The sequence below is a fragment of the Serratia sp. G204Y genome, assembly GCF_051172435.1.
Lineage (GTDB): Bacteria > Pseudomonadota > Gammaproteobacteria > Enterobacterales > Enterobacteriaceae > Serratia > Serratia sarumanii.
Genome location: NZ_JBPIZA010000001.1, coordinates 2,512,100 through 2,530,397 on the forward strand (window position 1 = coordinate 2,512,100; position 18,298 = coordinate 2,530,397).

Below are 18,298 nucleotides of genomic sequence, written 5' to 3' on the forward strand. Positions count from 1 at the left end.
AGTAATTAAATGGCCAAGAACTCTACTGAAGCCTACGGGGCCAGCGGAAAAACCAACGTGCTCAATTTCGAGCCCGAAAGGCTGCACCTAGTAACCGACAGAGCACACCCTCTTTACGATGAGCGTATTCACTTGCCGCTTGATGAGGCAATGGTATTGAACATCATGGATCAGGGGGTACTGGAGCCTATCATCGTTTGGAAAGACCCTGAAACCGGCTTCTCATGTGTGGTCGATGGTCGTCAGCGTGTACGGCATGCCATTGAGGCAAACAAGCGATTGGCAGTTGCAGGAAAGGATCTGTTATTCGTCCCTGCCGTAACAAAACGCGGCTCTGCTGTTCGTATGGCCCAAGCAATGATCAGCGCCAACGAAATTCGGCGTGCCGATACCCCATTGGGGAGAGCAAAGAAGATGGCTGATGCGTTGGAACGCGGCCACGATGAAGAAGATTTGTCACTGATGTTTGGCGTCAGTGTGCAGACGATCCGAGCCACACTCACCCTACTCGATGCCACTCAGGCAGTTAAAGATGCGGTTGAATCTGGCGACATTACCGTTACCCAGGCGCGCCAGCTGGCGAACCTCACACCCGACGAACAGCGCGAAAAAGTGAAAGAGGTTGAAGCGGCAACCGTCGGCACTAAAGGCCATGAAAAGGCACGCCGGCAGCGCCAGGTGATTGGCGATGCCAAACCCCGCCTGAAGTCCCGAAAAGAAATCACAAAAGCCCTGGAAGGTGCGAGCGGTGATTACGCTCAGGCGCTCCGCTGGGTGCTGGGAGACGACGAATGACAACCATCCAGCGGTTTACCCCTGACTACAAAATGCACGCAGTGCGCTTTGAGCCGTTTGCCCGCGAAAACGAGCACGGTGAGTTCGTCAAATTCTCCGACTATGAAGTTTTGAAGGCTGAGCGCGATGCGCAGCAGAAACGAGCCGATGCGCTGGCTGTGGAGAATGCAGGCTTTAAGCACGCGCTTTCCGTCATTTTGGAACATGTGGATGTAACCGACAAAGGACAAGCCGGAGTAGTGGCGATGATTGCCAATGATGAGCTGTTCAACTCCGAAACCCCAGCCACTGACGCAGCACTTGCAGCTATCCAGGCTCAGGGAGTGGAGAAGGCCATCGAACGCCTGATGAATATGTTTGCAAGCACTGGGCATATTGGCATCCCTGTCATGGCTCTAGAAGGTTTGGCTAAAGAGTTGCGGGAGGCCAAATGAAGGTCACCGAAACCAAAGTTTTGAGCATCGAAATCACTGAGGTCGAACGCCTCGATCCTATCCGCGTTATGGCTGAGAACTACGTGCCAGGGAAAGGCCGTATCACTATCACCTGCTTCGGCAAGGCATGGACTTCTTTCTGGCCTGCAATGGGTGGAGATACCGTCCAGCAGTTTTTAATCCGCGTATCAAATGATTACCTGATCGGCTGCCTTTCGCCAATGATGCGCAGCGAAGTAGATGACGACAACGAAGCGAACCTGGAGTTCGTGAAGGGCGAAATCTGCAAGCTGCGCCGTTCAGGTGAAATAGACAGCGTAAAAGCGCGGGACATGTGGGAATCAGCAGAGTGCAGCGATGACGTTAAGGCGGATTGCTGCTCATGGAGTAATGGCTCCGTGCTTCTTGAACTGCTTGGTGATGACCCCTATTACGCCAAATGGCCAACCGTCCCTAACCACGAATACCAATACCTTGAGCGCATCTTGGATGCCGTGCGTGAAGCGTTGAAGCAAATGGAGGCCAAATGAAAGAGCGCCCAGTGATTTTCAACGGCGAGATGGTTCGCGCCATTCTTGACGGCCGCAAGACCCAGACGCGGCGCACACTGAATTGGAAGCGTCAGCCGTACACAGAGATGGCCGAGCGTGATGATGGCTCGTTGTGGCCGTGGGCGGAAGATGGAGAGCGTGGTGGTGATATCTGGTTCTCCTGCCCATTTGGTGAAGTTGGCGATCGGCTGTGGGTGCGGGAGACGTTCGCCGGTCACTATCTCGATGATGACCAAATTCAGGACATCAAAGATGGCAGAGACAAAGCGGAAGATCTTTGCGAATACCGCGCCGATTACTCAGATGATGCTGACTGCGTGGACGGATGGACACCATCAATCCACATGCCGCGCTGGGCATCCCGCATCACGCTGGAAATCACCGCCGTGCGCGTGGAGCGACTGAACGATATCAGCGAAGAGGATGCCAGGGCTGAAGGTGTTAGGGCAATCGAAAACAACTTCGGCAATGGCCCTGCCTATTGCGATTACTTGCTTCCTAATTTGAATGACACTGCGGAGTGGTACAACCGCGCGAGCGACAGCTTCAAAAGTCTGTGGAAGTCCATCTACGGCGTAGAAAACTGGCGCGCTAATCCCTGGGTGTGGGTTATCGAGTTTCGTCGTGTGGGAGGTGCGTGATGCCAGCAAATGAACTGAGCCTCGACGGAAAAAGCATTCTCGACATGTGCTGCGGCTCCCGCATGTTCTGGTTCGACAAACAGGACGAGCGCGCTGTATTCAGCGACAAGCGCAGCGAGAGCCACACCCTGTGCGATGGTCGGAAACTGGTTATCTCCCCTGACCTGATCGCCGACTTTACCGCGCTACCGTTTGCAGACGGTAGCTTCCCTGTTGTCGTGTTCGATCCGCCGCACCTGGAACGCGTCGGCCCCAACGGCTGGCAGGGCAAAAAGTACGGGAAGCTCGATCGCGAAACATGGCGCGATGAACTGCGTGCCGGGTTCGCTGAGGCCTTCCGCGTGCTGCGGCCACACGGCGTGCTGATATTCAAATGGAACGAAACCCAGATACCGGTTAGCCAGATCATCGCCCTCACAGACGAGAAGCCAGCTATCTGGCAGCGCACCGGCAAGAACGACAAAACTCACTGGATCATCTTCGTCAAGTCGGGTGACAGCGCTAGGGAGGTGGAGCGTGGGTAATCGAAAAGCAACATGGGATATCCAACTACATACCCACTGCCCAGGGTGTGAGCTGAGTTTTGACCTGATGGAAGACAGTGATTTTAAAGCCGACTTACATTGCGACCCGCTTGAAACCGACTCACATCGTAGCACCAATGTTTGGGTTAGCTGCCCGCACTGCGGCGAAGAATTTACCGTCGATTTCGAATACTGAGGAGTCCCAGCATGGCTAAGCGTAAGAGCAACAGAGCGGCGCGGCAACTATTTGGCATGAGGCGCTGGATTAGCAATCGCATGTTTTTTAGTGGCGAAAAATCATTCTTAACCTATTGGCGAATCATGCCATCAAAAGGCGCGCGTCGGGCCGATGCCCAGGAGAAAGCATTATGAGCACGTTAATCGGCGTAATTCGTATTTTGATTTTGGTGGTGGCAATCCTGCAGATCAAGGTAGTTACAGTAACCGCTACCGGGTTCGGGTCGTACTTCCTCGCAGGATTACTGTTCAGTCTCTACTGCTGGGCAATCCTGAAGCTTCTGGACTACCTGAAGGACTACAATCATGGACAATAAGCTGAGCGAACTGAAGCGCCGGGCCGACAAATGCCCCATCAAGCGATTTAAGGCATTCATCGGCAAAGCCAATACGCAAGCAACTCTGTGCGCCGATACAGTTATCGAAATTATTGGCTGGAGTGGTTTCGACGCATCTGATCTGAATGCCAAAAGCCACCGCGTGGAACTGGCCCGTTTTATTGCAGCAGCTGACCCAGAAACTATTCTCGCCCTGCTGGCAGAGCTAGAAGACGAGCGCGCAAGCCGTGCGCAGTGGCAGCAGAACTGCACACGGGCCGAAGAGCGCATCGCCGAGCTGGAAGCAGAAATCACGAACATCGTAGATAGCCATGCTGAAACGGTTGCAGAATTACGCGCCAAGCTGGAAGCGAAGGATAAGCGCATCGCCGAGCTGGAGTCCATCCGAGCAGACGCATCCCAGGTGCTCAAAGAAATCGGCAACGAGCTGGGCTGCAACCTCGACAACGAGTCGATCATGATGGCTATCGATGCGCTGAAAGAGCGGGAAAAGCGCGTGGTGGCGCTGGCCGGTGGCAACGCTGAACTGTGGGAAACCATGGCTGCGAGACTTGAAGCCGCAGAAGCCAAGCTGGCTACGCCATTGGTCATTAATTTGCCTGAGCGACGCGATGACAGCCATGACTGGGATGGAGTTTCACCAACCGAAGCGTTCAATACGTGCCGGTCAATCTGTGGGCTAATGTTCCGTCAGCAATTGCGCGCCGCTGGCTTCACCGTAGAGGGGGATGAGTAGCCATGCCAACACATTGCGAACTGGTCAGCTTCACGCGTGACAGAAAGGAGAACACAACGACCAGCGTCTATCACACCGAGCAGTATTCACGAAATGCCCGGACGGTCGTTGAGCAGGAGCTGATTATCAAAGGCGAGGGCATGTTCCGGCGATATACCGCCGACATGCGGTTTGATGATTTCCCCGCTTGCGGCTCTGAACGAGAAGCAGCCCTGAAACTTGCCGATTGGATGCAGCGTCTTGGCGCTGCCATTGAAGACCACTGGAGCCAACCATGACTGAATTAATCAAGCCAACAAAGAAAGGCCTGAACGATGGCGCTGTTGAACATATGACGTCAGACGATTGCAGATTTTTGGTTATGCGCGGCGACTATACCGCTGCCGATATTATCCAGGCAGCGGTAAATCAAGACCACATCGATAGCGACATTGCTGAGACTTGGGCGCGCACCGCTCGCTATTACCAGTCCTGGTACAAGGTAAGCCCGATTGGCGGCCAGGATGGTTACGGCAGTTGGAACCATCCGCGGGATACGCCGTGCCGAGGTGCTTATTTCGCATCAACATTGTGCTGGGACTAAGGGAGGATGCATGACACTAACGACTACTGAAGAACTGAAGCACCTGGCTTCCAGCGACAATGCCAACGAACTGACGCGCCGATTGGCTCGCGAGTGTTTGGCTAACCGGGAGGCGCAGCCGGTGGCGCTGGTTGACCTTCGCCCGGCCGCAAGCGGCAGCATCTGTTGGCAGAACGGCGGGAAAGACCTACCGCATGGCACCGAACTTTTCACTGCCCAGCCAGCGTCAGCAGTGCCGGGGGAAGCAAAGCTTGGTGAAATGCCATTCCTTGGTAAAAGTGAGCGTGGTTACGTTAGAGGCTGGAACGCCTGCCGCGCCGCAATGCTGGCTCAACATGTAAGTGGCGGTTACAAGTTGCCGGATAGCGTTCTTGTACTTCTTAATCACATCGAGGATGTGCTTGACGATGAAAACTGGAACCGGAACAGTGTTAAAAAGTGGAACGCCGTAACAATGCTGTCAGCATCGCCGGAGGGTGGGAATGGCTAAGACAGCGGCAGAACGCAAGGCGGCGCAACGCGAACGCCAACGAAAATCCGGCGTTGTTCCCTTTGAACTCAAGTTGGATCAGCAGGAAATCGATATGTTACGGGAAAACTGCGCGGCCCGCCGGCCGCAACGTGAACCATACGATATGGACGAGTACATAACCATGTTGATCAGGAAGGATAACGCCGATTTAAAAAAGCAGCTGGCAGCACGGAATGAGCGGTGCTGCGGAAAGTGCAAAGACAAACTACCTGGGGATCCTGCAGGGTGTTATTTCCTCGGTGATTCTGAATGCTGGCAAACCTATGGGTGGCACGAAACGAAATTAACAGTGTGACATGTCACGATTGAGTTAATGCCCGTATGCGGCGGGCGATACGTGTGGAGAAAAAATATGAATACGATGTTTTTGTTGATGGCCGAATACGAAAGGTCCAGTATTCCACTATCGGAAATTGCTGAGCGTTATCTCGGACTGCGTCCGTCAACTGCTGAACAGAAGGCCGCAGAGGGTAAGCTACCTATAGCGACATTTCGCGTAGGGAACACCCAAAAATCACCGCGAATGGTACACGTTGCTGACTTGGCCGAACTGATTGATCAACGAAGAAAAGAAGCCAAAGAAGAGTTGGAACGCTGCAAGTAATGCTGTGTGGGGCTTGCCCCACCAGCACCCCAATAGCACCCCCGATAAAAATAACCTGTTGATTCTTATAGATCATATACAAGATGTACCATCGGATTAATTTTATGGCTAACGATAACGAGAACCCTATGAGCTACCGCGTCATCGCCCTCGATCTTGACGGCACCCTGCTGGACAACCAAAAACGCATCTTACCGCAATCGCTGGAAGCGCTGGCGCAGGCGCGCGCCGCCGGCATCCAGGTGGTGGTGGTCACCGGCCGCCATCACGTCGCTATCCATCCGTTCTACCAGGCGCTGCAGATAGACACCCCGGCCATCTGCTGCAACGGCACCTACCTGTATGATTTTCAGCAGAAGAAGGTGCTGGCGGCCGATCCGCTGGCGAAAGATCAGGCCAAGCAGGTGCTGCAGATGCTCAAACAGACCGACATTCACGGGCTGATGTACGTTGACGACGCCATGCTCTACCAGGAGCCGAGCGGCCACGTGACCCGCTCGCTGGCCTGGGCCGAAACCCTGCCGGTAGCGCAGCGCCCGACGCTGCTGCAGGTCGGCAGCCTGGCGCAGGCGGCCGACGACGCGCAGGCGATCTGGAAATTCGCCACCTCGCACGCCGATACCCTGGCGCTGCGCGAGTTTGCCGACACGGTGGAGAAAGAGCTGGGGCTGGCATGCGAATGGTCCTGGCACGATCAGGTGGATATCGCCAAAGGCGGCAACAGCAAAGGCAAGCGCCTGCGCCAATGGGTGGAGTCGCAGGGGCTGAGCATGGATCAGGTGGTGGCGTTCGGCGACAACTACAACGACATCAGCATGCTGGAAGCAGTCGGGTTGGGCGTGGCGATGGGCAACGCCGATGACGCGATCAAGGAACGCGCCGATCTGGTGATCGCCGATAACCTGCAGCCGGGCATCGCCGAGGTGATCCGCACCCGCGTGCTGTAATCTTTTCGCCCTCCCGCCGGGAGGGCCTGTCTTAGCGGCTCTCGCGGCTGATCGACACGCTCTTCACCTGCGCGTACAGCCACTGCCCAGGGCGGATCGCCAGTTCGTCTCGCGCCCACGGCGTGATCCGCGCCCACAGCACGTGTTCCCCGACCGCCAGCTTCACTTCCACCAGCCCGTCCACGTCCAGACACTCGCTTACCTTGGCCGGCAACACGTTGCGAATACTGCTGTTGACCGGCGGCTGCAGCACCAGCGAGACGTCGGCGGCGTTGATGCGAATGCGCAGCTGGGTGCCCAGTTCGGCGTCGATGCCGCTGACCCACAGCCTTTGATCGCCGAGCGCCAGCGCGGTCATGGCATAGCGTTGATGATGCTCAATCACGCTGACGCGTAGCACGCTGCTCTGATCTTCACGCTGCAGCCACGGCCGCAGCGCGCTGCTGGCCCAAACAGCTTCCAGCCCGCCGAACGCGCGCACCTCGCCGCGATCCAGCACCATCACCTGCTCGGCCAGGCGCAGGATCTCGTCCAGGCTGTGGCTGACGTAGAGGATGGGGATGTTGACGTCCTGCGCCAACCGCTCCAGATACGGCAGCAGCTCGCGTTTGCGCGGCAGATCGAGCGAGGCCAGCGGCTCGTCCATCAGCAGCAGTTCCGGCGCGGTCAGCAGCGCGCGGCCGATCGCCACCCGCTGTTTTTCACCGCCGGAGAGCGTCAGCGGCAGCCGATTGAGCAGCGGCCCGATGCCCAGCAGCTCGACGATGGTGTTGAACTGCGCGCGCATGCCGGCCGCCATGCCGTATTGCAGGTTGCCGCGCACCCGATAGTGCGGGAACAGCCGCGCATCCTGAAACACGTAGCCGATACGGCGCTTTTCCGGCGGCAGGCAAAGGCCCGCGGCGGTATCCACCAGCGTGCGGCCATTGAGCGCGATGCGCCCCTGCTGCAAACGGGTCAGGCCGCCGATGGCGTTGATCAGGGAAGTTTTGCCCGCGCCGGACAGGCCGAAAATCGCGGTGATGCCCTGCGCCGGCAAATCGGCGCGGACGTTGAGATTAAGGTCGCCCAGCTGCTGCGAGAAATCCAGCTCCAGCATTTACACCCCCATCCGTTTGCGGCCCCAGCGGGCCAGCCATTCGGACACCATCAGGGAAGCCAGCGACAGTACAATGGCGATCGCGCACAGCCGCGCGGCGGCGGCTTCCGCTCCCGGCGTTTCGATCAGCGTATACATCGCCAGCGGAATGGTGCGGGTTTCACCGGGAATGTTGGAGACGAAGGTGATGGTGGCGCCGAACTCCCCCAGCGAGCGGGCGAAGGCTAGCACCACGCCGACAATGACGCCGGGCAGCGACAGCGGCAGCGTGACGGTGAAAAACACCCGCCACGGGTTGGCGCCCAGCGTGCGCGCCGCCTGCTCCAGCCGGGTATCCACCGCCTCCAGCGCCAGCCGGATGGCGCGCACCATCAGCGGAAACGCCACCACCGCCGATGCCAGCGCGGCGCCGCGCCAGCTAAAGCTGAAGCTGAAGCCGAACCAGTCGTACAGCCACTCGCCGATGACGCCGCGCCGCCCCATGGCGATCAGCAGCAAATAGCCGACCACCACCGGCGGCAGCACCAGCGGCAGATGAATGACGCCGTCCAGCAGCGCCTTGCCGGGAAAGCGGCAACGCACCAGCACCCAGGCCATCAGAATGCCGAACGGCAGGCTGCAGACCACCGCCAAACCGGAGACTTTCAGGCTCAGCTCAACCGCCAGCCACTCGTACTCACTCAGAATCATTTACGTGGGGTGAATCCATAATGTTCAAAAATAGCGGCCGCTTCCGGGCCCTTCAGATAGGTATAGAAAGCGCTGACCGTCGGATTTTGACGATCTTTCACCATCGCCATGGGATATTCAACCGGTTTGTGGCTGTCTTCCGGGAATACACCCATCACTTTCACCTTGTCGCTGGCGACCGCGTCGGAGCCGTAGACGATGCCGAGCGGCGCTTCACCGCGCTCCACCAGCGCCATCGCGCTGCGCACGTTGTTGGCGCGCGCCAGTTTCGGCTCCAGCGCGCTCCAGGCGCCCAGGTGTTCCAGCGCCTCTTTGGCGTAGATGCCGGCCGGCACGTGATCCGGATCGCCCACCGCCAGACGGCCGCCGCTGAGCAGCTTGGCCCAGTCGGTCTGCTTGTCGATGGCGATCTTGTCTTGCTTATCGCTCTTGGCGGCGATCAGCACCAGTTCGTTGCCCAGCAGCGTGTAGCGGGTGTCTTTCACCATCTGCTGTTTGTCGATGGCGTAATCCATCCACTGTTGATCGGCGGAGATGAACAGATCGGCCGGGGCGCCCTGCTCAATTTGGCGCGCCAGCGTCGAGGACGACGCGAAGGAGGAAACCACCTGCACGTCCTTGCCTTTTTGATACTGGGTGGCGATGTCCTGCAGCGCGTTGGTCAACGACGCGGCGGCGAACACGGTGATCTTTTCCGCCGCCGAAGCCTGTGCCACCAGGCCCGATGCCAACACGATCCCGCCAACCCATTTGGTCCATTGCTGTTTCATTGTTTTTCTCCGCAAGTTAACGTGCATTATCACTCTTCGTTATATAAAAAATAATATAACGTTGCGCGAAAGCTTGTCATGCGGTTTATCGGCAAAGCGTGAGATAACTTGAGGAATGCCCGCCGGGCGATGCCGGCGGGTATCGGGATGGGGAACGGTCAGTGCTGAGTGCGGTTTTCTTTCGAACGGCCCACTTTGGAGAAGACGTTGAACACTTCGCCAAAACCGTAAATCAGGCCGAGGATCAGCGCCATGACCACCGGCACCATGACCACGGCAAACAACAGACTTTTCAATAATTCCAACATGATAGCCTCGCTTAACTGCCCATTGAGCGGAAAATGCCTTTCACCGCATATCGGGTTATTCTAACCCAAAAAAATCGCTAAAACCGGAGTTATTTTAGCCAGCGGGGCGAAATTGTGATCGGCCAAACGTGCCCTTTCCACCGGGCTCATACCGGGGTGGGGTAATAGATCAGCGGCGGCGCATAGCCGGCGGGCGCCGCCAGCCGGGCCTCCACCCCGTACACCGCGCGAATGTGCTCCGGCGTCAGCGCCTGCCGCGGCGTGCCCGCCGCACAGACCCTGCCCCGTTGCAGCAGCGCGACCCGATCGCAATAACAGGCCGCCAGATTCAGATCGTGCAGCGTCACCACCACGCTGAGCTTCAGCCGCCGCAGCAAGGCCATAAACTGCTGCTGATGGGCGATATCCAGATGGTTGGCGGGCTCATCCAGCAGCAGCCACGGCGTTTGCTGCGCCAGCGCGCGCGCCAGATGCACCCGCTGTTGTTCACCGCCGGACAGCCGCTGCCAATCGCGATCGGCCAGGTGGCTGATGCCCACTTGCTCCATCGCCTGCCCGGCGAGGCGGCGATCCTCGGTACCAAAACCGCGCCAGCGGCCGATATGGGCCAGGCGCCCCAGCAGCACCGCCTCCTTCACCGGCAGCGCGAAGGCGCCGGGGGCGGATTGCTCAAGAAAAGCGATGCGCCTGGCGCGCTCCCGCCCGGAAAACGCGGTAATTTGGCGCCCTGCCAGCCAAACGCGGCCCCCGGCGGCGGGCTGCAACCCGGCCAGCAGCTTGAGCAACGTGGATTTACCGCTGCCGTTGACGCCGAGCACGCCGGTGATCTCACCGGGCAAGGCGCAGAAATCCAGATTTTCCAGCACCGTGCGTTCGCCCGCTCGCCAGCTCACCGCCTCGGCGCACAGGCCGGATCGCGCTTTTTCAATCGTCATGCATTGACCTTCCGATACAGCAACAGCAGGAATACCGGCACCCCCAGCAGCGCCGTCAGCACGCCGACCGGCAGCTCGCGCGGAGCAAACAGCGTTCTGGCTAGGGTGTCCGCCGCCACGGCGAACAGCGCACCGCACAGCGCGCTGGCCGGCAACAGCCGCCGATGCCGCGAGCCGACCAGCCGCCGGGCGACATGCGGCACCGTCAGCCCGATAAATCCCACCGCGCCGCTGAACGCGACGATCGCCGCCGTCAGCGCGGTGGTCACCACATACAGCAGCAGCTTCAGCGGAGCCACCGCCACCCCCAGCGAAGCGGCGGTCACGCCGCCAAACGCCAGCGCGTCCAACTCACCCGCCCGCAGCCAACACAGCAGCAGCGCCGCCGCCAGCGCCAACCCGCACAGCCCGACCTGCGGCCAGCGCGCGTCGCTGAACGATCCCAGCAACCAGAACATCACGCCGCGCGTGGCGTTGGCGTCCGCCTGCCAGAGGGTGATCAGCGAAGTCAGCGCGGAGAGCAGCTGCGTCACCGCCACCCCGGCCAGGATAAACAGCGTGGACTCCCCCTGCAGCGAACGCCCGGCCAGCAGCATCACCAACGCAAACGCCCCCAGCGCGCCGATAAACGCGCCGCCGGACACCGACAACAGGCCGCCGCCCAGCCCCAATACCAGCACCGTTACCGCTCCCACGCCGGCGCCGGAGGAGATGCCCAGCACCCAGGGATCGGCCAGCGGGTTGCGGGTCAGCGACTGCAGCACGGTGCCCGCCAACGCCAATCCGGCGCCGGCCAGCGCCGCCAACAGCGCGCGCGGCATCCGCAGCGACCAGATGATGCGCTGATACACATCGGCGTCGGTCGCCGCGCTGCCGCTGACGCCAAGCACGATGCGCCAGGCGTCGTGCCACGCGATCGGCGCTGGCCCCGACAGGGTGGCGCCCAGCAGGGCCAGCGGCAGCACCGCCGCCAGCAACAGCAGCCAGCCGGCCTCACGGCCGGGCAGTAACCGCCGGATCATGCTATTTCCAGCCTGCGATCACATAGTCGTCCAACAGCTGCCACACCGTCCCCGCCTCGCTGAAACCGGCCTGCCTGAGGGCCGCGAGCTGGAAATCCACCGGCGTCGGCGGCGGCACCGGGCGGCCGGCGAACAGCGCTTCACGCTCGGCCTGATAAGCGGCCAACGCCGGCGATTGCAGCGCGCCCGCAAACCAGCGATCCCAATCCTCAACGCCGTTGTCCCAGGCGCGCTGTTGGGTCTGCTCGTCGTGCCGCTCCGCCAACGCTTTCAGCCGCGGCTGGCGCTGATCATAGCGCTGATGATCGGCGTTCAGGAACACGCCGCCGTCGGCCAGCAGCCCGGCGACGTTGCGGTACAGCGCCAGCTGCTGCTCGGGCATCAGCCAGTGCAGCGCCGTGCTGGACACCGCCGCCTGCGGCGCGGGGCCGGACAGTGCGGAAAAACAGGCCGGATCCGCCAGATCGGCCTGCAGAATGCGGATCCGATCGCCGTACGCCGCCAGCGCGCCGCGCGCCACCGCCAGCAGCAGCGGATCGAGATCGATGGCGGTCACCCTGGCCTGCGGAAAGCGCTGCAAAATGCGCAGGCTCAGCGAGCCCGGGCCGCAGGCCAGATCCACCACGTGAAAATCCTGACCGGCGGCCAGCGCCAGCACGTCCAGCTGGGCGTTAAAACGCGCTTCCCGCTCGGCGATGTAGGCCGCCTGCTGGCGATCCCAGGAATCCAGCAGCGAAGAGAATGAAACGGCAGTCATATCAAGGTTCCTTGTTGGAAAAAGTCGGCGCCTGCGGCGGCAAGGCCGCCAGGCCCCGAATCAAACGGCCCAACGCCGCCACGGTGCGGGCGGAAGGGTCCATGTCGTAACCGGGGAGGATCACGTAGCGCCGCTGACGCACGGCGCGCAGCGTCGCGGTCAGCGGGTGATGCTCCAGAAAGGCGATCTTGTCGGCCGCGCTGTCGCCGAGGCCGCCACGCGGCAGATCGCCAAGCACGATCGCATCCGGATCGCGGGCGGCGATGATTTCCCAGGACACCGTCGGCCACAGCTCGGGCCGATCGCCGAACAGGTTCTCGCTGCCGACGCTGCGGCTCAGCAAGCCTGGCGCGCCGCAGCAGCCCGCCACATAGGGCGTTTGCGCGCCGGCATACCACCACAGCAGACGCAAATGCGGCAGCTGAGCACGCTGTGGTTCGAGCGCCCTCAGCTGCCCGCGCAGCCGTTCGACCAGCGCTTCACCGGCGCGGCTGACGTTGAAAATGCGCGCCAGCTCCCGCAGCTCGGTGAAAATGTCTTCAAACGTCAGCGCGGCGGCGATCGCGCTTTGCTGGCCGCTGCAGGCGCCGGGTGAGAGATAAGTGCCGATGCCCCATGCCGCCAGCCTCGCCCGATCGGGCGTTTCCGGGCTTTGCAGCCAGTAATAGCTGGCCGAATAGACAAAATCCGGCCGCATCAGCAGCAACGCTTCCGCCGTGGGCGGCGCCGGGCTGGTGGGCGCCTGCAGCGCATCGGCCGTCGGCGCGGGATCGCGCGCGCGGTCATACCCGACCACGCCGATCGCGCGGCCAGCCAGCCCCAGCGCCAGCAGGTTTTCCAACGCCGGGTTGGCGTAAACCAGCACCCGCTGCGGCGGCTGCGGGTAATCGTGCGTTACCCCGCAATTTTGCAGGCTGACGGCATCGGCACGCAGCGGCGCGCCCCCGCCCAATCCCAGGGTGCACAACAGCAGGGCAAGCCGGCGTTTCACGCCGTCAGAACCTGACCGACACAAAGGTTTCATAGCTGCGCGGCGGCGCGATCAGCGCCTGATCCGGGTAAGTGCGCTGGTAGGCGTACAGCTGGTTGGTGGCGTTGCGAATGCGAAAGCCGACATTGACGATCGGCGTCAGCTGATAGTCCGCCGCCAGATCGAGCGTGGTGTACGCGCGCATCTTGCGCCGGTTGGCGTCGTCGTTGTAACTGCTGCCGACGTAGCGCAGTGAAGAAGCCAGCCCCAGACGCTCCGTCGCCTGATAATGCACGCTGAGGTTGGCGGTCCAGTCCGGGATATAGGCCGGGCGATTGCCGTTGTAGCTGCGCAGCGGGCTGCCGCCGCGATAGTCGTCGTAGCGGGCATGCGTGTAGGCGGCGTTGCCGGCCAGCTCCCAGCGCTCGTCGGGATGCAGCACCACGCCAAGCTCGATGCCGCGCGACGTCTGCCTGCCTACCGCGTTCAACGCATCCGGCCGCTGCACGTCGGGCACAAACAGGTTGTCCTTGCGCAGTTCATACAGCGCCAGCGTCGCCTCGCCTTTGTTACCCCAGAACTGCCCTTTGGCGCCGGCCTCCCACTGGCGCGCTCGCGTCAGCGGCAGATCGGTCTGCGTTGGGCTGAGGAAGAACAGATCGTTGCCCGGCTCCTGGCCGGTGGTGTAGTTGGCGTAGAGCGTGAGGTTATCGGTCAATGCATAGCTGGGGCCCAGGCTCCAGGTGCTGAAAACGTAGGTATGCGCGCGGCTCTCTTCCTGCGGCCCCTGGAAGCGCCAGTCCATGTTCATATGGTTATAGCGCAGCTGGCCCAGCAGCGCTAAACGCTCGGTCAGGCTGAAGCGATCTTCAAGAAAGGCGGCATACTGGTTCTGGGTAACGTGGCGCACCGGCGCGCGTTGGCGGTCGGTTCCCTGGGCGAACGGCTCTCGGGGCGGCGCGCCAAGCGGCACGTCTTCGGATCCGGGGAAGCCGTTGGAGTAGTACTGAAAATGCCGCTTGCTCAGATCGAGGCCGACCAGCAACCGGTTATCGAAACCGGCGATGGCGCGATCGAACACCAGCGAACTGCGGTTGCCGATCAGATCGTCGTCGTGCGCCAGGGCGCCGAAGGAGTCGCGGTTGACGTCGCCGGGCCGGGCCGCCGCCGCGACGCGAAAGCGTTCGACGTTGCGCCACTCGCGAAAGCCGCTGTAGTAATAGAATTGGTTATGCCACTCCACTTCGGGCGTCATAAACCAGTCCAGACTAGCCTGAAATGCGGTGGCGTTGCTCTGGATGCGGCTGTCGGTCAGGTTGTTGTAATTGATGTCGCGCAGCTCGCCGGCAATGCGCCCGTCCAGCAGCGGCGTGCCGTAGTAAGGGTTGTTGGTGCGGTTGAGCATGCGGTCCAGGCTCAGCGTCAACAGCGCATCGTCCGTCAGTTTAAACAGCAGCGAGCCGGAAACCCGCTTCTGCCGATCGCGTTCGTACTGCACGTTGCTGCCGCTGTCGTTGCCGCTGACGTCCAGCCGGTACGCCACCGCATCGTCCACCAGCGCGCCGCCGGCCCCCAGATGCAGACGCTGGCTGCGGTAGCTGCCGAAGCCATAATCGAGCTCAAGCGGCTGGCGGCTGAAGGTCGGCCGCCGCGAGATCAGGTTGACGCTGCCGCCCGCGGCGCTCAGGCCGTTCAAGGCCGATCCCGGCCCGCGCAGTATCTCGATGCTGTCGTAATGCGCCGGATCGCCCAGCTGCAGCGTGCTGCCGGGCATCTCCACGCCGTTATACAGCCAGGCGATCGGCCGGAAACCGCGCGCGGAAAAGTTGTTGGACAGCGTCGGCGAAGCGACGCCGGACAGGCCAGTGGCGTGCTCGACGGCGGCGGCCAGCGAACGATCGCCCCGCTGTTGGATCGCTCTTGCGCTGATGATATCGACGCTGCGCGGCGTCTCCCGAGCGGTCAGCCCGAGCTGCGAAGCGCTGCGGCTCACGGCGCTCAACGCATCGTAGCGCCCGGCGGGGGCCGCCGCCTCCACGGTGAGCTGTTCTTCGCATCCCGTGGCATTGCGGGCTTTATCGCAGTCGGCGGCGAAAGCCAACGGCGCCGTCAGTGCGCCGCCGACCCAGGCGGCGGCAAGGCATAACGATTTTCTGGGCGTGACAAGACGCCGGCGTGTCGTACTCATGTGAAGCATCCCTGTGGTGAAATAAAAACCGGCCGCAGCCAGCGTAAAGCCTTATCGTTTTTCTGTTATGTTATATTATAACAACAAAGCAATGCCAGTCTTTATTGCCCCGCCCTCCAGCGCACTGCGCTTGGCGCTTTGCCGCCAAATCGGCGACAATAAGATTTTTGCCGCCGACAGGATGCGCTATGCAGGCCGAAATTCTTCTGACTCTCAAACTCCAGCAAAAGCTGTTCGCCGATCCGCGCCGCATCGCGCTGCTGAAACAGGTGCAGCACACCGGCTCCATCAGCCAGGGCGCCAAACTGGCGGGCATCAGCTACAAAAGCGCCTGGGACGCCATCAATGAGATGAACCAGTTGGCGGAACAAACGGTGGTGAAACGCGCCACCGGCGGTAAAGGCGGCGGCGGCGCACAGCTGACGCACTATGGCCAGCGGTTGATCCAGCTGTATGACCTGCTGGGCCAAGTGCAGCAAAAAGCTTTCGACGTGTTGCAGCAGGACGATCTGCCGCTCGACAGCCTGCTGGCGGCCATCTCGCGCTTCTCGCTGCAAACCAGCGCGCGCAATCAGTTCTTCGGCACCGTCATCGAACGCGATCATCAGCAGGTGCAGCAGCACCTGGCGATTTTGTTGAATGACGGCACCACTCGCCTGACGGCGGCCGTCACCCAGCAAAGCGCCGACCGGCTGCAGCTGACGCCGGGCAAAGAGGTGCTGGCGCTGATCAAGGCGCCCTGGGTGCGGTTAAGCGTCGATTCGGCGGAGCATATCGGCGCGGATAACGCGCTGGCGGGCGTGGTGGCCGGTATTCAGCCGGGCGCCGAACACAGCGAGGTGCTGGTGACGCTGGCGGGCGGCGAAACCCTGTGCGCCACCCTGACGACGGCGGAGCTGCAGCGCCTGCAGCTGAGCGTCGGCACCGCCGTACACGCCCTGTTCAACGCCGATCGCGTGATTGTCGCCACGTTGTGTTAAGCGCAACATGACGTTGCGTTTTTGTTGATTGACTTCCCCCTGCAATGCGCCTATTCCTAAGGCAAATAATTGCAAAAAAAGGAACAGGTGATGTCGTCGTTGCACATTTCGCAAGGTTCATTCCGCTTAAGCGATACCCGCACCCTGACGCTGGACGCGCTGGAAATCCAGGCCGGCGACAGCTGGGCCTTCGTCGGCGCCAACGGCAGCGGCAAATCCGCCCTGGCGCGCGCGCTGGCCGACGAACTGGTTCTGCTGAGCGGTGAGCGCCGCAGCGACTTTCAGCACGCGGTGCGCATCTCCTTCGAACAGCTGCAAAAAATGGTCAGCGACGAGTGGCAACGCAACAACACCGATCTGCTCAGCGCGGACGAGGACGACACCGGCCGCACCGCGGCGGAAATCATTCAGGAAGAGGTGCAAGACGCCGCGCGCTGTGAGCGGCTGGCCGCGCAGTTCGGCATCACCGCCCTGCTGACGCGCCGCTTCAAATACCTCTCCACCGGCGAAACACGCAAAACCCTGCTGTGCCGGGCGCTGATGCCCGAGCCTGACCTGCTGATCCTCGACGAACCCTTCGACGGGCTGGACGTGCACTCGCGCGCGCAGCTCGCCACGCTGCTGAGCGAGCTTTCCGCCCAGGGCCAGACCGTGGTGCTGGTGCTCAACCGGTTCGACGATATCCCGGATTTTGTCCGGCAGGTGGGCGTACTGGCGGACTGTACCCTGACCAACCGCGGGCCGCGCCGCCAGGTGATGGCGGACGCGCTGGTGGCGCAGCTGGCGCACAGCGAAAACCTAAGCGGGCTGGCGCTGCCGGAGGAGGAGGATCCAACGCAAAAGGTGGCGCTGCCGGCGGATCGGCCGCTGATCGTCCTGCGCGACGGCGTGGTCAGCTATAACGACCGGCCGATCCTCAATCATCTCGACTGGCAGGTTAACCCCGGTGAACATTGGCAGATCGTCGGCCCGAACGGCGCCGGCAAATCCACGCTGCTCAGCTTGATCACCGGCGATCACCCGCAGGGCTACAGCAACGATCTGACGCTGTTCGGCCGCCGCCGCGGCAGCGGGGAAACCATTTGGGAGATCAAGCGCCATATCGGCTACGTCAGCAGCAGCCTGCATCTGGATTATCGCGTCAACACCAGCGTGCGCAACGTGGTGCTGTCGGGGTTCTTCGATTCGATCGGCATTTATCAGGCGGTTTCGGATCGTCAGCGGCAGCTCACCGAGCAATGGCTGGCGCTGCTCGGGCTCGACGGCGCGCGCGGCGGCGCCCCGTTCCACAGCCTTTCCTGGGGCCAACAGCGGCTGGCGCTGATCGCCCGCGCGCTGGTGAAACACCCGGCGCTGCTGATCCTCGACGAGCCGCTGCAAGGGTTGGATCCGCTCAATCGCCAGCTGGTGCGCCGCTTCATCGACGTGCTGATCGGCCAGGGCGCCACCCAGCTGCTGTTCGTCTCGCACCATGCCGAAGATGCGCCGCAGTGCATCACACACCGCCTCAGCTTCGTGCCCGACGGCGAGGGCGGCTACGGCTACCAACAGCAACGGCTGGAGCAGACCTCCGCCTGAAGCGCGGCGTAAACATATCCGGCAACACTTCACCGCAGCACATCACATTTGGCCTTTTATCATAGAAAGAAAGAAGGCC

Annotated in this window: 25 protein-coding genes; 16 read left to right on the forward strand and 9 right to left on the reverse strand. The window is 61.3% G+C overall.

Annotated elements, in window-relative coordinates; translation table 11 throughout:
* The first annotated feature begins 9 nt into the window (after window positions 1-9).
* The 14 genes from ACSBQQ_RS12320 (at window position 10) to ACSBQQ_RS12385 (ending at window position 6,922) form a co-directional block, all read left to right on the forward strand.
* On the forward strand, window positions 10-795 hold the full coding sequence (locus ACSBQQ_RS12320; RefSeq protein WP_060425427.1) for a ParB/RepB/Spo0J family partition protein: 786 nt from the start codon (window positions 10-12) through the stop codon (window positions 793-795).
* The gene (locus tag ACSBQQ_RS12325) at window positions 792-1,229 is read left to right on the forward strand and encodes a hypothetical protein (RefSeq protein ID WP_435013083.1); all 438 of its coding nucleotides are present in this window, start codon (window positions 792-794) and stop codon (window positions 1,227-1,229) included. Before ACSBQQ_RS12320 ends, ACSBQQ_RS12325 begins: the two co-directional genes overlap by 4 nt.
* Window positions 1,226-1,759, forward strand: a complete 534-nt coding sequence (locus ACSBQQ_RS12330; protein WP_197817845.1) for a hypothetical protein — start codon at window positions 1,226-1,228, stop codon at window positions 1,757-1,759. The genes ACSBQQ_RS12325 and ACSBQQ_RS12330 overlap by 4 nt, the downstream gene beginning before the upstream one ends.
* The gene (locus ACSBQQ_RS12335) at window positions 1,756-2,421 is read left to right on the forward strand and encodes a hypothetical protein (RefSeq protein ID WP_435013085.1); all 666 of its coding nucleotides are present in this window, start codon (window positions 1,756-1,758) and stop codon (window positions 2,419-2,421) included. The genes ACSBQQ_RS12330 and ACSBQQ_RS12335 overlap by 4 nt, the downstream gene beginning before the upstream one ends.
* Window positions 2,421-2,945 (forward strand): class I SAM-dependent methyltransferase, encoded by a 525-nt coding sequence (locus tag ACSBQQ_RS12340; protein WP_435013087.1) that lies wholly within the window; start codon window positions 2,421-2,423, stop codon window positions 2,943-2,945. The genes ACSBQQ_RS12335 and ACSBQQ_RS12340 overlap by 1 nt, the downstream gene beginning before the upstream one ends.
* A gap of 207 nt (window positions 2,946-3,152) precedes the next feature.
* Complete coding sequence (locus tag ACSBQQ_RS12345) at window positions 3,153-3,317, forward strand: stationary-phase-induced ribosome-associated protein (protein WP_435013089.1); 165 nt, start codon at window positions 3,153-3,155, stop codon at window positions 3,315-3,317.
* Window positions 3,314-3,499 carry a hypothetical protein gene (locus ACSBQQ_RS12350; RefSeq protein ID WP_435013091.1) on the forward strand — a complete coding sequence of 62 codons (186 nt, stop codon included), beginning with the start codon at window positions 3,314-3,316 and terminating at the stop codon, window positions 3,497-3,499. Before ACSBQQ_RS12345 ends, ACSBQQ_RS12350 begins: the two co-directional genes overlap by 4 nt.
* Entirely contained in the window at window positions 3,489-4,256 is a 768-nt protein-coding gene (locus ACSBQQ_RS12355; protein ID WP_435013093.1) for an ead/Ea22-like family protein, read from the forward strand. The genes ACSBQQ_RS12350 and ACSBQQ_RS12355 overlap by 11 nt, the downstream gene beginning before the upstream one ends.
* Window positions 4,257-4,258: 2 nt before the next feature.
* A complete protein-coding gene (locus ACSBQQ_RS12360; protein ID WP_435013095.1) occupies window positions 4,259-4,534 on the forward strand; it encodes a hypothetical protein in 276 nt (91 codons plus the stop codon).
* Entirely contained in the window at window positions 4,531-4,839 is a 309-nt protein-coding gene (locus ACSBQQ_RS12365; protein WP_435013096.1) for a hypothetical protein, read from the forward strand. The genes ACSBQQ_RS12360 and ACSBQQ_RS12365 overlap by 4 nt, the downstream gene beginning before the upstream one ends.
* 10 nt (window positions 4,840-4,849) lie before the next feature.
* Window positions 4,850-5,329, forward strand: a complete 480-nt coding sequence (locus tag ACSBQQ_RS12370; protein ID WP_435013098.1) for a hypothetical protein — start codon at window positions 4,850-4,852, stop codon at window positions 5,327-5,329.
* Entirely contained in the window at window positions 5,322-5,666 is a 345-nt protein-coding gene (locus ACSBQQ_RS12375) for a hypothetical protein (protein ID WP_060425421.1), read from the forward strand. The genes ACSBQQ_RS12370 and ACSBQQ_RS12375 overlap by 8 nt, the downstream gene beginning before the upstream one ends.
* 57 nt (window positions 5,667-5,723) lie before the next feature.
* A complete protein-coding gene (locus ACSBQQ_RS12380; protein ID WP_060420263.1) occupies window positions 5,724-5,975 on the forward strand; it encodes a pyocin activator PrtN family protein in 252 nt (83 codons plus the stop codon).
* Between the two features lie 128 nt (window positions 5,976-6,103).
* A complete protein-coding gene (locus ACSBQQ_RS12385; RefSeq protein ID WP_047728435.1) occupies window positions 6,104-6,922 on the forward strand; it encodes a pyridoxal phosphatase in 819 nt (272 codons plus the stop codon).
* A 31-nt stretch (window positions 6,923-6,953) separates the two neighbouring features.
* Here ACSBQQ_RS12385 and modC read toward each other — a convergent pair whose 3' ends face one another.
* The 9 genes from modC to ACSBQQ_RS12430 form a co-directional block, all read right to left on the reverse strand.
* Complete coding sequence (gene modC, locus ACSBQQ_RS12390; RefSeq protein WP_060429348.1) at window positions 6,954-8,021, reverse strand: molybdenum ABC transporter ATP-binding protein ModC; 1,068 nt, start codon at window positions 8,019-8,021, stop codon at window positions 6,954-6,956.
* Window positions 8,022-8,711 carry a molybdate ABC transporter permease subunit gene (gene modB, locus ACSBQQ_RS12395; protein ID WP_060429349.1) on the reverse strand — a complete coding sequence of 230 codons (690 nt, stop codon included), beginning with the start codon at window positions 8,709-8,711 and terminating at the stop codon, window positions 8,022-8,024.
* Window positions 8,708-9,481, reverse strand: coding sequence for a molybdate ABC transporter substrate-binding protein (modA, locus tag ACSBQQ_RS12400; protein WP_060429350.1), 774 nt, complete (start codon window positions 9,479-9,481; stop codon window positions 8,708-8,710). The genes modB and modA overlap by 4 nt, the downstream gene beginning before the upstream one ends.
* A 158-nt stretch (window positions 9,482-9,639) precedes the next feature.
* Window positions 9,640-9,789, reverse strand: coding sequence for an AcrZ family multidrug efflux pump-associated protein (locus tag ACSBQQ_RS12405; protein WP_004939813.1), 150 nt, complete (start codon window positions 9,787-9,789; stop codon window positions 9,640-9,642).
* Window positions 9,790-9,935: 146 nt separating this feature from the next.
* Window positions 9,936-10,724 carry an ABC transporter ATP-binding protein gene (locus tag ACSBQQ_RS12410; RefSeq protein WP_060429351.1) on the reverse strand — a complete coding sequence of 263 codons (789 nt, stop codon included), beginning with the start codon at window positions 10,722-10,724 and terminating at the stop codon, window positions 9,936-9,938.
* Window positions 10,721-11,746 (reverse strand): FecCD family ABC transporter permease, encoded by a 1,026-nt coding sequence (locus ACSBQQ_RS12415; protein WP_060429352.1) that lies wholly within the window; start codon window positions 11,744-11,746, stop codon window positions 10,721-10,723. Before ACSBQQ_RS12415 ends, ACSBQQ_RS12410 begins: the two co-directional genes overlap by 4 nt.
* Window position 11,747: 1 nt before the next feature.
* Complete coding sequence (locus ACSBQQ_RS12420) at window positions 11,748-12,503, reverse strand: class I SAM-dependent methyltransferase (RefSeq protein WP_033647137.1); 756 nt, start codon at window positions 12,501-12,503, stop codon at window positions 11,748-11,750.
* 1 nt (window position 12,504) lies between these two features.
* A complete protein-coding gene (locus ACSBQQ_RS12425; RefSeq protein ID WP_086556843.1) occupies window positions 12,505-13,494 on the reverse strand; it encodes an ABC transporter substrate-binding protein in 990 nt (329 codons plus the stop codon).
* Window positions 13,495-13,498: 4 nt separating this feature from the next.
* On the reverse strand, window positions 13,499-15,661 hold the full coding sequence (locus ACSBQQ_RS12430; RefSeq protein WP_060429354.1) for a TonB-dependent siderophore receptor: 2,163 nt from the start codon (window positions 15,659-15,661) through the stop codon (window positions 13,499-13,501).
* Window positions 15,662-15,849: 188 nt separating this feature from the next.
* On the opposite strand from ACSBQQ_RS12430, the gene modE reads away from it, so the two are divergent.
* Window positions 15,850-16,641 (forward strand): molybdenum-dependent transcriptional regulator, encoded by a 792-nt coding sequence (gene modE, locus ACSBQQ_RS12435; protein WP_060429355.1) that lies wholly within the window; start codon window positions 15,850-15,852, stop codon window positions 16,639-16,641.
* A 90-nt stretch (window positions 16,642-16,731) separates the two neighbouring features.
* A complete protein-coding gene (gene modF, locus ACSBQQ_RS12440; protein ID WP_060429401.1) occupies window positions 16,732-18,219 on the forward strand; it encodes a molybdate ABC transporter ATP-binding protein ModF in 1,488 nt (495 codons plus the stop codon).
* The last annotated feature ends 79 nt before the right edge of the window (window positions 18,220-18,298 follow it).

Coding starts and splice junctions, on each gene's coding strand:
- modF (WP_060429401.1), top strand. CDS start 16,732: ATGTCGTCGTTGCACATTTCGCAAGGTTCATTCCGCTTAAGCGATACC.
- ACSBQQ_RS12335 (WP_435013085.1), top strand. CDS start 1,756: ATGAAAGAGCGCCCAGTGATTTTCAACGGCGAGATGGTTCGCGCCATT.
- ACSBQQ_RS12405 (WP_004939813.1), bottom strand. CDS start 9,789: ATGTTGGAATTATTGAAAAGTCTGTTGTTTGCCGTGGTCATGGTGCCG.
- modB (WP_060429349.1), bottom strand. CDS start 8,711: ATGATTCTGAGTGAGTACGAGTGGCTGGCGGTTGAGCTGAGCCTGAAA.
- ACSBQQ_RS12380 (WP_060420263.1), top strand. CDS start 5,724: ATGAATACGATGTTTTTGTTGATGGCCGAATACGAAAGGTCCAGTATT.
- modC (WP_060429348.1), bottom strand. CDS start 8,021: ATGCTGGAGCTGGATTTCTCGCAGCAGCTGGGCGACCTTAATCTCAAC.
- ACSBQQ_RS12365 (WP_435013096.1), top strand. CDS start 4,531: ATGACTGAATTAATCAAGCCAACAAAGAAAGGCCTGAACGATGGCGCT.
- ACSBQQ_RS12385 (WP_047728435.1), top strand. CDS start 6,104: ATGAGCTACCGCGTCATCGCCCTCGATCTTGACGGCACCCTGCTGGAC.
- ACSBQQ_RS12345 (WP_435013089.1), top strand. CDS start 3,153: ATGGCTAAGCGTAAGAGCAACAGAGCGGCGCGGCAACTATTTGGCATG.
- ACSBQQ_RS12410 (WP_060429351.1), bottom strand. CDS start 10,724: ATGACGATTGAAAAAGCGCGATCCGGCCTGTGCGCCGAGGCGGTGAGC.
- ACSBQQ_RS12350 (WP_435013091.1), top strand. CDS start 3,314: ATGAGCACGTTAATCGGCGTAATTCGTATTTTGATTTTGGTGGTGGCA.
- modA (WP_060429350.1), bottom strand. CDS start 9,481: ATGAAACAGCAATGGACCAAATGGGTTGGCGGGATCGTGTTGGCATCG.
- ACSBQQ_RS12320 (WP_060425427.1), top strand. CDS start 10: ATGGCCAAGAACTCTACTGAAGCCTACGGGGCCAGCGGAAAAACCAAC.
- ACSBQQ_RS12370 (WP_435013098.1), top strand. CDS start 4,850: ATGACACTAACGACTACTGAAGAACTGAAGCACCTGGCTTCCAGCGAC.
- ACSBQQ_RS12430 (WP_060429354.1), bottom strand. CDS start 15,661: ATGAGTACGACACGCCGGCGTCTTGTCACGCCCAGAAAATCGTTATGC.
- ACSBQQ_RS12360 (WP_435013095.1), top strand. CDS start 4,259: ATGCCAACACATTGCGAACTGGTCAGCTTCACGCGTGACAGAAAGGAG.
- ACSBQQ_RS12375 (WP_060425421.1), top strand. CDS start 5,322: ATGGCTAAGACAGCGGCAGAACGCAAGGCGGCGCAACGCGAACGCCAA.
- modE (WP_060429355.1), top strand. CDS start 15,850: ATGCAGGCCGAAATTCTTCTGACTCTCAAACTCCAGCAAAAGCTGTTC.
- ACSBQQ_RS12330 (WP_197817845.1), top strand. CDS start 1,226: ATGAAGGTCACCGAAACCAAAGTTTTGAGCATCGAAATCACTGAGGTC.
- ACSBQQ_RS12415 (WP_060429352.1), bottom strand. CDS start 11,746: ATGATCCGGCGGTTACTGCCCGGCCGTGAGGCCGGCTGGCTGCTGTTG.
- ACSBQQ_RS12420 (WP_033647137.1), bottom strand. CDS start 12,503: ATGACTGCCGTTTCATTCTCTTCGCTGCTGGATTCCTGGGATCGCCAG.
- ACSBQQ_RS12340 (WP_435013087.1), top strand. CDS start 2,421: ATGCCAGCAAATGAACTGAGCCTCGACGGAAAAAGCATTCTCGACATG.
- ACSBQQ_RS12355 (WP_435013093.1), top strand. CDS start 3,489: ATGGACAATAAGCTGAGCGAACTGAAGCGCCGGGCCGACAAATGCCCC.
- ACSBQQ_RS12325 (WP_435013083.1), top strand. CDS start 792: ATGACAACCATCCAGCGGTTTACCCCTGACTACAAAATGCACGCAGTG.